General features: G+C 70.4%; 8 protein-coding genes and 1 pseudogene. 6 read left to right on the top strand and 3 right to left on the bottom strand.

Going from position 1 to position 9402, the window contains the following annotated elements:
• Window positions 1-173 precede the first annotated feature (173 nt).
• Window positions 174-698: a nuclear transport factor 2 family protein gene (locus tag ACFXGJ_RS05240; protein WP_378617182.1), complete on the top strand. Its 525-nt coding sequence runs from the start codon at window positions 174-176 to the stop codon at window positions 696-698.
• Window positions 695-1849, top strand: a complete 1155-nt coding sequence (locus tag ACFXGJ_RS05235) for a 12-oxophytodienoate reductase (RefSeq protein WP_378617180.1) — start codon at window positions 695-697, stop codon at window positions 1847-1849. The genes ACFXGJ_RS05240 and ACFXGJ_RS05235 overlap by 4 nt, the downstream gene beginning before the upstream one ends.
• 69 nt (window positions 1850-1918) lie before the next feature.
• On the opposite strand, the gene ACFXGJ_RS05230 is transcribed toward ACFXGJ_RS05235, so the two are convergent.
• On the bottom strand, window positions 1919-2452 hold the full coding sequence (locus ACFXGJ_RS05230; protein ID WP_378617178.1) for a hypothetical protein: 534 nt from the start codon (window positions 2450-2452) through the stop codon (window positions 1919-1921).
• Window positions 2453-2619: 167 nt separating this feature from the next.
• Between ACFXGJ_RS05230 and ACFXGJ_RS05225 the strand changes: the two genes are divergently transcribed.
• The 3 genes and pseudogenes from ACFXGJ_RS05225 to ACFXGJ_RS05215 form a co-directional block, all read left to right on the top strand.
• Window positions 2620-3231, top strand: coding sequence for a TetR/AcrR family transcriptional regulator (locus ACFXGJ_RS05225; protein WP_378617176.1), 612 nt, complete (start codon window positions 2620-2622; stop codon window positions 3229-3231).
• Window positions 3228-4865 carry an acyl-CoA dehydrogenase family protein gene (locus ACFXGJ_RS05220; protein WP_378617174.1) on the top strand — a complete coding sequence of 546 codons (1638 nt, stop codon included), beginning with the start codon at window positions 3228-3230 and terminating at the stop codon, window positions 4863-4865. The genes ACFXGJ_RS05225 and ACFXGJ_RS05220 overlap by 4 nt, the downstream gene beginning before the upstream one ends.
• A 157-nt stretch (window positions 4866-5022) precedes the next feature.
• Window positions 5023-5367 (top strand): annotated as a pseudogene (locus ACFXGJ_RS05215) (enoyl-CoA hydratase); the annotation flags it as partial.
• Window positions 5368-5412: 45 nt separating this feature from the next.
• Here ACFXGJ_RS05215 and ACFXGJ_RS05210 read toward each other — a convergent pair.
• Together ACFXGJ_RS05210 and ACFXGJ_RS05205 are read right to left on the bottom strand one after the other, a co-directional pair.
• Window positions 5413-6807, bottom strand: a complete 1395-nt coding sequence (locus ACFXGJ_RS05210) for a sensor histidine kinase (RefSeq protein ID WP_378617186.1) — start codon at window positions 6805-6807, stop codon at window positions 5413-5415.
• Between the two features lie 23 nt (window positions 6808-6830).
• A complete protein-coding gene (locus ACFXGJ_RS05205) occupies window positions 6831-7535 on the bottom strand; it encodes a response regulator transcription factor (RefSeq protein ID WP_378617172.1) in 705 nt (234 codons plus the stop codon).
• 409 nt (window positions 7536-7944) lie between these two features.
• On the opposite strand from ACFXGJ_RS05205, the gene ACFXGJ_RS05200 reads away from it, so the two are divergent.
• Window positions 7945-9390 (top strand): cytochrome P450, encoded by a 1446-nt coding sequence (locus tag ACFXGJ_RS05200; RefSeq protein WP_378617170.1) that lies wholly within the window; start codon window positions 7945-7947, stop codon window positions 9388-9390.
• Window positions 9391-9402: the final 12 nt, after the last annotated feature.

The following is a 9402-nucleotide window of genomic DNA, read 5'->3' as shown; positions in this document are numbered from 1 at the left end:
CCCCGCACCGCCAGGGTGCGGGGTTCGCGTGCGTTCGATCCGATGTCCCGCTAACCGGGAATCGACTCCCTCCGGGGTCGTCGACACGCTTGGGTGGTGACGGGTGGGCCGTCGTGACCTCGCGGCCTCGGCCGGCCCCGCGCCGCGCTCGCACCCGACGACCAGGAGGAACAGTGACCCCACCGGGCCCGAATTCCGTCGAAACCGCCGCCGTCCTCGCCGACGACATCGAAGCCATCAAGCGCGTCTTCGCGGGCAGGCTCCGCGTGATGGACACCAAGCAGTGGGACCTGTACGCGTCCTTCCACACCGACGACATCGTCAGCGAGACGTGGGGCGGACTCCCCACCGCCAAGCAGCCCGCCGCCGACGGCGAGTCGAACCGCGTCGTGGGCGGCGTCGCGCTGACCCGGGCGATCAGCCGGCTCCTCGACGGACCGGTTCGGGTGACCACGGTGCACCACGGGCACTGCCCGGAGATCACGGTGACCTCGCCGACCACCGCCACCGGCATCTGGTCGATGGAGGACAAGCTCTGGTGGTCCGAAGGCGACGTCGAGCACCACCTGCACGGCTACGGCCACTACCACGAGAACTACCGCAAGGTGGACGGTCGGTGGTTCATCAGTTACCGCAAGCTGACCCGCCAGCGCGTCGACGCGACGCCCGGCTTCTGGTCCTTCATCGAGGAGTTGTGAGCACCACCGTGGCCACCACCGAATCCCCGCTCCACCGGCCGATCCGCATTCGTGGGCTCGAGCTGCCGAACCGAATCGTCATGTCCCCCATGACCCGGACCTTCTCCCCGGGCGGCGTGCCGACCGAGGAGGTCGCCGGCTACTACCGACGGCGGGCCGAGGGCGGCACGGGTCTGATCGTCACCGAGGGCGTCGGCATCGATCACCCGGGCGCCGTCGACCATCCGGACGTGCCGAACCTGCACGCCCCGGCGGCCCGGGACAGCTGGCGCCGTGTGGTGGATTCGGTGCACGAGGCCGGCGGCCGAATCATCCCGCAACTCTGGCACGTCGGGCCGCTGTTCGGCGCGATGCGCGACGTCCCCGAGACCACGCCGATGCGCCCGTCCGGGGTCTGGGGCGACCCGGGCGTGACGTCCTACTCGCAGGACTACGTGGACCGGGCCGTGACGCCGACCCGCGCGATGACCGAGTCGGACATCGCCGACGTCGTCGCCGCCTTCGCCGACGCCGCCCGGACGTCCGTCGAACTCGGCTTCGACGGCATCGCGGTCCACGGCGGTCACGGCTACCTGCTCGACTCGTTCCTGTGGGCCTCCACCAACCGTCGCGACGACGCATGGGGCGGAGACCTGCTGCGCCGCACCGCGTTCCCCGTCGCGGTCGTGCGCGCCATCCGCGGGGCGATCGGCGACGACCTGCCGATCGTGTACCGCTTCTCGCAGCACAAGCAGCAGGACTTCACCGCTCGGCTCGCGGACAACCCCGAGGACCTCGGCACCATCCTGTCCGCGCTCGTCGATGCGGGTGTCGACGTCCTGGACGCGAGCTCGCGCCGGTTCGACGCCCCCGCGTTCGAGGGCAGTGATCTCTCGCTGGCCGGCTGGGCCAAGAAGACCACCGGCGCGATCACCATGGGCGTCGGCTGCGTCGGGCTCGGCAAGTCGCTGCGCGACGGCAGGCTCGCCGGCGGCACCGTGGAGAGCGTCGACAATATCGACGAGCTCGAACGACGCATCGGCACGGGCGAATTCGACCTGGCCGCGATCGGGCGTCTGCACCTGGCCGATCCGCGGATCGCCGAGACGCTGCGCGGCGGCGGGCCTCTGCCGACCTTCGACCGCGTCGCGCACGAATCGATCCTGACCTAGCAGCCGCGCGTCCTTCCGGCCCGCCACCGGGCCGGGAGGACTCACGGTGCGGCTGCCCGCCCGGCGGCGCTACGGAACCGGGAAGGTTCCGAACCCGAGACCGATCGGCACCTGGAACCATCCGGCGTGCGCGGACGCTCCGACATCGGCGGTCGCGGCGATCGTGCCGCCACCGGTGGTCACGGCGACCGGGGGGTAGGCACACCACTCCTCGGGCGGGATCGGTCTGCCCTGGCCGAGTTCCGTGTGGGCACGGACCAGCGCGGTCCCGGACGCCCCGGTGGCCAGGTTCAGCCAGTGCACCGTCACGTCGAGACAGTCGAGACCGGACAGGAGCTGCGGCAGCACCGCCCCGAAGGTCACGACGCCGGGCACCGACCCCGTCGACGCGGTCGGTACCAGCGACACCGGCAACGGGAAGTTGCACATCAGAACGCTGAAGCACCCCGAGGTGAAAGCCACCGGCACCTGGAAGGCGGTGGTCGCCGGCGCGGGCGGGCTTGCCGCCGCCACCGCGGCCGAGCCGAACGGCAGGGCGAGAACCCCCGCGGACACGGCGATCCGGACGAACCGGGACGAGCGACGAAAGTCCAAGTGGCGCATGACGTGACTCCTCACGCGTGATACCGGTCCCCCGACCCAGCTCGAGTCTCACCGTACTCGCCCCTATGTCGAGTGTGTGCAGGTAATGACCGGCCGCTGCCGGATCTCCGACGACAGCCGCACATCACCATTGACCAAAGAACGGAATCGGTGTTCACTCCTTGGGCATGGCGTACCGACGCACCCCGGCCGTCCAGGAACGGCTCAACTCGATGCGAACCAGACTCATCGATTCCGCGATCGGGCTGGTGGCCCAGCACGGGTACGGCGGCTGCTCGATGTCGGCGGTCGCGGCCGACGCGGGCGTCGGCACCGGCACGGTCTATCGGCACTTCTCGAACAAGGGCGAGCTGTTCGCCGAGGTCTTCCGGATCGTGTGCAGCCGCGAGGTGGCCGCGGCGACGAACGCCGCAAGCGCCGCGCGCGCCGACGGCGGCCGCTGCATCACCGCGGTCTCGGCCTCGGTGCAGACCTTCGCCGACCGGGCGCTGCGCGCCCCGACCCTCGCCTACGCGTTGCTCATCGAACCCGTCGACCCGCAGGTCGACGCCGAGCGACTCCTGTTCCGCGAGTCCTTCCGCGACTCGCTGGCCGTCGCAATCGCCGAGGCCGCGGACGCCGGGGAGATACCCGCTCAGGATGCAACGGTCACCGCCGCCTGCATCGTCGGCGCGATCGGCGAGGCGCTTGTCCTGCCGTTGGCCCGCGGCCACGCCGACGACACAGTCGTTCCCACCATTCTGACCTTCACCCTTCGATCGCTAGGGAGTCCGACATGAGTGCCACCCACGAGGTCTTCAACCAGGTACCCCCGCTGGTCGACTACGACGCGGCCGACCATCCGCCGATCCTCGAGGCGCTGCAGCGCGTGGGTGCGCACGCCGAGCTCGACGAGCTGCACCGCGTCGGCCGACTCGCGGGCAGCAAGGAGGCCCAGGACTGGGGCGACCTCGCCGAGGCGCACCCACCGATCCTGCGCACCCACGACCGCTACGGACATCGGATCGACGAGGTCGAATACGACCCCGCCTACCACCGGCTGATGACCACGGCAGTCGAGATGGGCCTGCACGGCGCACCGTGGGCGGACCCGAGCCCGCACTCGCACCTCGTCCGGGCCGCCAAGATGGCGGTGTGGGGCCAGGTCGACGCCGGACACGGCTGCCCGATCTCGATGACGTATGCGGTTGTCCCGGCCCTGCGCCACAACCCGGAGCTCGCCGCGCAGTACGAGCCGTTGCTGACGGCCCGCGTCTACGAACCGCGGCTCGCACCGCCGCTGACCAAGCCCGGTCTGATCGCGGGCATGTCCATGACCGAGAAGCAGGGCGGCTCCGACGTCCGGGCGGGTACCACCCGGGCCGTCCCGCAGGCCGACGGCAGCTACCTCCTCACCGGTCACAAGTGGTTCACCTCCGCGCCGATGTCGGACGTGTTTCTGGTCCTCGCGCAGGCACCCGGCGGACTCTCCTGCTTCTTCCTCCCCCGCGTCCTGCCGGACGGCAGCCACAACCGGATGCACCTGCAACGTCTCAAGGGCAAGCTCGGCAACCATTCCAACGCGAGCGGCGAGGTCGAGTACGACGAGGCCGTCGCCTGGCTGGTCGGCGAGGAGGGGCGCGGCGTGCCCACCATCATCGAGATGGTCAACATGACCCGGCTCGACTGCACCATCGGCACCGCGACGGGGATGAGGGTCGGCACGGCGCAGGCCGCGCACCACGCGACTCACCGCGTCGCCTTCGGCGCCCACCTGGTCGACCAGCCGCTGATGAGGAACGTGTTCGCGGACCTCGCGGTGGAATCCGAGGCATCGACCACGGTCGCCCTGTGGCTGGCAGCGCTCACCGATCGCGCGACGGCGGGCGACGGGCGTGCGATCGCACTGCGCCGGATCTCCCTCGCGGTCAGCAAGTACTTCGTGTGCAAGCGCGGTCCGATCCACGCGGCGGAGGCACTGGAATGCCTGGGCGGCAACGGATACGTCGAGGACTCGCGGATGCCGCGGCTCTACCGGGAGGCTCCCCTGTTGTCGGTGTGGGAGGGCTCCGGCAACGTGGCCGCCCTCGACACCTTGCGGGCGATCGCGAAACAGCCCGAGACCCTGCAGGTCTTCTTCGACGAACTCGACACCGCGGCCGGCGCCGACGCTCGCTTGGACGCCGCGGTGGCCACGCTGAAGGCGAGCTTCGGCGACCTCGAGACGGCGGCGCACCGGGCCCGCCGGATCGTGGGCGACATGGCGCTCGCACTGCAGGGGTCGCTGCTCGTCCGGCACGGGCACCCCGCGGTGGCCGACGCGTTCTGCGTCAGCCGACTGTCGGGCGACTGGGGCAGCGTCCTCGGAACCCTCCCGACCGGCGTGGACACCGCGGCGATCATCGCCCGCGCCACACCGAAGGTCGGCTCGTGAGCGACCACGCCGGCACCCGCCCGGCGGCGTGGCGCGAGGGCTGGGACGAGGGCGACGACTCCCTGTTCGCCGGGCGCGAGATGGACACGGCCGCACAGCAGGTCGAGTACAAGACGCTGACCTACGAGGTGACCGGTCGCATCGCGCGGATCACGTCCAACGACTGCTGCTCACCGGCGACTGCATCGGCGGCAGGCCGTCGACTGGGGCCTCGCTGTCGAGTCCGCTCCCCCCGAGGAACTGGATGCCCAGACCGAGGGATCTGGTCGGCCGGATCGCGATGATGCCGATCAACCAGCTGATGAAGGTCAAGCTCGCGCTCAACAGCACGTTGCTGGCCCAGGGCGTGGCCAACTCGACGATGGTCAGCACCGTCTTCGACGGGGTCTCCCGCCACACCAGGGAGGGATACGGATTCCAGTTGCGCTCCGCCACTGCCGGTTTCCGCGAATCCGTCCGAGAACGCGACGAGCCGTTCGGCGACCACATCGGGACGGCTTCACACAACGGTGATGCCGTCCGATCCCGCTCGGCGGCCGGAGACGGGTCAGCCCGGGTCGATTCGCGGCAGCCGCACCCGGAACACCGTGCCGGCGCCCGGTTCGGACGCCACCGTCACGGTGCCCTCGTGCGCGGCCACGAGCGCCGCCACGATCGAGAGCCCCAGCCCGGTGCCGCCGGATCCCCGGGTCCGAGAGGAGTCCCCGCGATAGAACCGTTCGAAGACCCGCTCGCGCTCCTCCGGCCCCAGCCCTGGCCCGGTGTCGGCGACCTCGAGCAAGGCATCGGCGCCGACCGTGCCGACCCGCACCGTGACCGCCGCGTCCGCCGGGGTGTGCCCGAGGGCGTTGCTCACCAGGTTCGAGAGCACCTGCCGCAGCCGCGCGTCGTCCCCGAGCACCTCGGGGAAGCCGGGACCGTCCACGACCTCGAGGCTGATGTCACGGTCCGGCGCGACGGCCCGCGCGTCGTGCACCGTGTCGGAGGCCACCGCGAGCAGATCCACCGGTTTCCGCTCGAGCGGACGCTGGGCGTCGAGCCGGGCCAGCATCAACAGGTCCTCGACGAGCAGCCCCATCCGGGATGCCTCGCCCTCGATCCGCGACATCACCAGTTCGGTGTCGGTCATCGCACCCTGCCGGTACAACTCGGCGAAGCCTCGGATCGTCGTCAACGGGGTACGCAGCTCGTGGCTGGCGTCCGCGACGAAGCGACGCATCCTCTCCTCGGACCGGCGGGCGGATTCCTCGGAGGCCTCGGTCGCGGCGAACGCGGTCTGAATCTGCGCGAGCATGCCGTTCAGCGCGACGGTCAGCCTGCCGACCTCGGTCCGGTCCTCGCGCACCGGGATTCGCTGGTGCAGCCGGCCCGCAGCGATCGCGGCGGCGGTCTTCTCGACCTCCGCGAGCGGCCGCAGGCTGCGCCGCACCACGAAGTAACCGGCCACGCCGAGCGCGACGAGCACCGCCACCCCGATGCCGACCTGCAGGCCGATCAGCCGCTCCACGGTCAGGTCGATGTCCGCCAGTCGCATCGCGACGGTGACGGTCCCGTTCGGCGTGGTGACGGTCAGCGCCCGCCAGTGTTCGTCGGGGTGGCCGATCGACCCGACGGTGACCGGGTCGGGGCCGGGGTTCGCGGGCAGCTCCGGCTCGACACCCGACAGGTCGTTGATCACCAGCCGGGTGGCGCCGTCGGGCGTCTCGCTGCGGACGTAGAACGGGCTCGGCGGACGGGCCGGTCCGGGTTCGGTGGTCGGTGGCGGCGGCAGCGGCCTGCCCTCGCGAGGCTTGGCCCAGCCGTGCGCGGCCTCGCGCAGGGACGTGTCCGTGCGCGCGATCAGCGAGTTCTTCATCGCGGAGGTCACCGCGATCCCGGATGCGGTCAGGCCGAGCGCGGCGAGCACGAGGAGCGCGGCGACCAGGGTGAAGCGCAGCGGCATCCGGTGGAGGCGGCGCACCGCGGCTACCTCGGCTCGCGCATCACGTAGCCGACCCCGCGCAGCGTGTGGATCAACCGCCTGTCGCCGGTGTCGACCTTGCGACGCAGGTACGACACGTACGACTCGACCACCCCGACCTCCCCGCCGAAGTCGTAGTGCCACACGTGGTCGAGGATCCGTGGCTTGCTCAGCACCACACCGGCGTTGACCATGAAGTACCGCAGCAGGGTGAACTCGGTCGGCGAGAGCGAGACCGGATCGCCGCCCTTCCACACCTCGTGCGTGTCGTCGTCGAGTTCGAGGTCCGCGAACCGGATCCGGGACGGCTCGGCGGCGTCCGGATCCCGCGAGACGCGGCGCAGGATCACCCGCAGTCGCGCAACGACCTCCTCGAGGCTGAACGGTTTGGTGACGTAGTCGTCGGCGCCGAGGGTGAGCCCGGTGACCTTGTCCTCGACCGCATCCTTGGCGGTCAGGAACAGCACCGGCGCGTCGACGCCGTCCGCACGAAGACGACGAAGCAGACCGAAGCCGTCCATGCCCGGCATCATCACGTCGAGGATCATCGCGTCCGGCCGGAAGGCGCGGGCCTTGTCGAGCCCTTCCGGTCCGTTGCCGGCGACCTCGACCTCGAACCCCTGGAATCGCAGGCTCACGGACAGCAGTTCGACGATGTTGGGTTCGTCGTCGACGATCAGGACACGGGCCTCGGTTCGGTTGGCACTCACGTCCTCATCATCACCGCGCGTGCTGGACTCCGCCTGATGGTTTGCTGGGAGCTTCCTGTGAGTCGGTCGCCGGTCCGTGCGCTAGGGTTAACCTGCGCTCCCTCCCCGGGAGTTCCCCGGTTCCTGTCGACGTCGGAACCGGACGCAGCACTCGCGGTGTGGCTCAACCTGTTCGTCTTCGAGCGCACCGACCTCGACGGTCACCGCACCGGACGCCCACCGTCCGGTGTCCGGTTCGTGCCGTCCTCCGACTCGATCCGGGATCGGGTGTTCACGCATCCGCGAGGGGTCCGGATCGCGAAGCGTCCGCCGGGCGGTCCCACCAGGGATTCGCCCGGCGGACGACCACCTGTCGATCACCTGCCGACATCGGGGTTCGACGCATCCGCCGATGCGGCACACTCTGGGTGTGACTTCCGACAAGTGCCCGCACGCCACCTCAGGGCTGTCCCCCGCGGCCGCCCCGGTGCCTGCCACGCCCATCGGGCCGAGGGTCGCCATCCCGAAGCCACGCCACCGCCTGCCGGTGCTAGGCGATCTGCTGAGCGTCGACCCCGCCAAGCCGGTGCAGAAGGAAATGCGGATGGCCGCCGCGCTGGGTCCCATCTTCGAACGCAAGATCGTCAATCAGCGCCTCGTCGTCGTCTCCGGGGTCGACCTGGTCTCCGAGGTCAACGACGAGTCCACCTGGGCGAAGTCCCTCGGCCAGCCGATCCGGAAACTCCGCGGCATCGCGGAGGACGGACTGTTCACCGCGTTCAACAACGAGCCGAACTGGGCGAAGGCCCACAACATCCTGAACCCCGGCTTCAGCCAGGCGGCGCTGCGCGGCTATCACGGCTCGATGCTCCGGGCCCTCGACGGCCTCCGGTCCGCGTGGGACGGCGCCGCGGAGACCGGCCTCCCGGTCGACGTCGCTCGGGACATGAACCGGCTCACCCTCGACGTGATCGGACTCGCCGGGTTCGGATACGACTTCGGCTCGTTCACGAAGTCGGAAGATCCGTTCGTGACGGCCATGTCGCGGGCACTCGAACACGTCAACCGCACCTCCAACGACCTGCCGTTCGTGCGTAAGCTGTTCGGCCGCAAGGCCGCCTCCCAGCACCGGGCGGACATCGCGCTGATGCGCTCGGTCGTCGACGACGTGATCGCCGAACGCAGTCGCAACCCGGGCGGTCACGACGACCTCCTCGACCTGATGCTGGGCACCGTCGATCCGGACAGCGGGGAATCGCTCGACCCGGTGAACATCCGCAACCAGGTGATCACCTTCCTGGTCGCCGGGAACGAGACCACCGCGGGGACACTCGGATTCGCCCTCTACTACCTCACAAAGCACCCCGAGATCGCGGCGACCGCTCGCGCGGAGATCGACGACGTGGCACCCGGCGACGGTCCCCTCTCGTTCGACCAGGTCGGGAAAATGCGGCACCTGCGCCGGGTCGTCGACGAAACCCTGCGACTGTGGCCGGCGGCGCCGGGCTACTTCCGCAAGGTCCGGGTCGACACGGTGCTCGGCGGCCGGTACCCGATGCCGCTCGGTTCGTGGGTGTTCGTGCTGCTGCCGCAGCTGCATCGAGACCCGGTGTGGGGCAACGACACCGAAACGTTCGATCCGGACCGGTTCCTGCCCGAGCAGGTACGCAAGCGTCCGCGCGACGCGTACCGGCCGTTCGGGACCGGCCCCCGGTCCTGTATCGGACGCCAGTTCGCGCTGCACGAGGCGGTGCTGACGCTGGCGGATCTGCTGCGCCGGTACGAGTTCGAGGCCGATCCGACGTACACTCTCGACGTCCAGGAAGCGGTCACCCTCAAGCCACGCGGCTTCACCCTCCGGGTCCGATCGCGATGACCGGGAGCGTCG

The organism is Rhodococcus sp. NPDC059234, from assembly GCF_042754225.1.
Lineage (GTDB): Bacteria > Actinomycetota > Actinomycetes > Mycobacteriales > Mycobacteriaceae > Rhodococcus_G.
This window is presented reverse-complemented; position numbering and strand designations above follow the sequence as displayed.

What these genes read in the sequence shown, in the direction of transcription:
- ACFXGJ_RS05230 (WP_378617178.1), bottom strand. Translation starts at nt 2,452, where the DNA reads ATGCGCCACTTGGACTTTCGTCGCTCGTCCCGGTTCGTCCGGATCGCC.
- ACFXGJ_RS05225 (WP_378617176.1), top strand. Translation starts at nt 2,620, where the DNA reads ATGGCGTACCGACGCACCCCGGCCGTCCAGGAACGGCTCAACTCGATG.
- ACFXGJ_RS05220 (WP_378617174.1), top strand. Translation starts at nt 3,228, where the DNA reads ATGAGTGCCACCCACGAGGTCTTCAACCAGGTACCCCCGCTGGTCGAC.
- ACFXGJ_RS05210 (WP_378617186.1), bottom strand. Translation starts at nt 6,807, where the DNA reads ATGCCGCTGCGCTTCACCCTGGTCGCCGCGCTCCTCGTGCTCGCCGCG.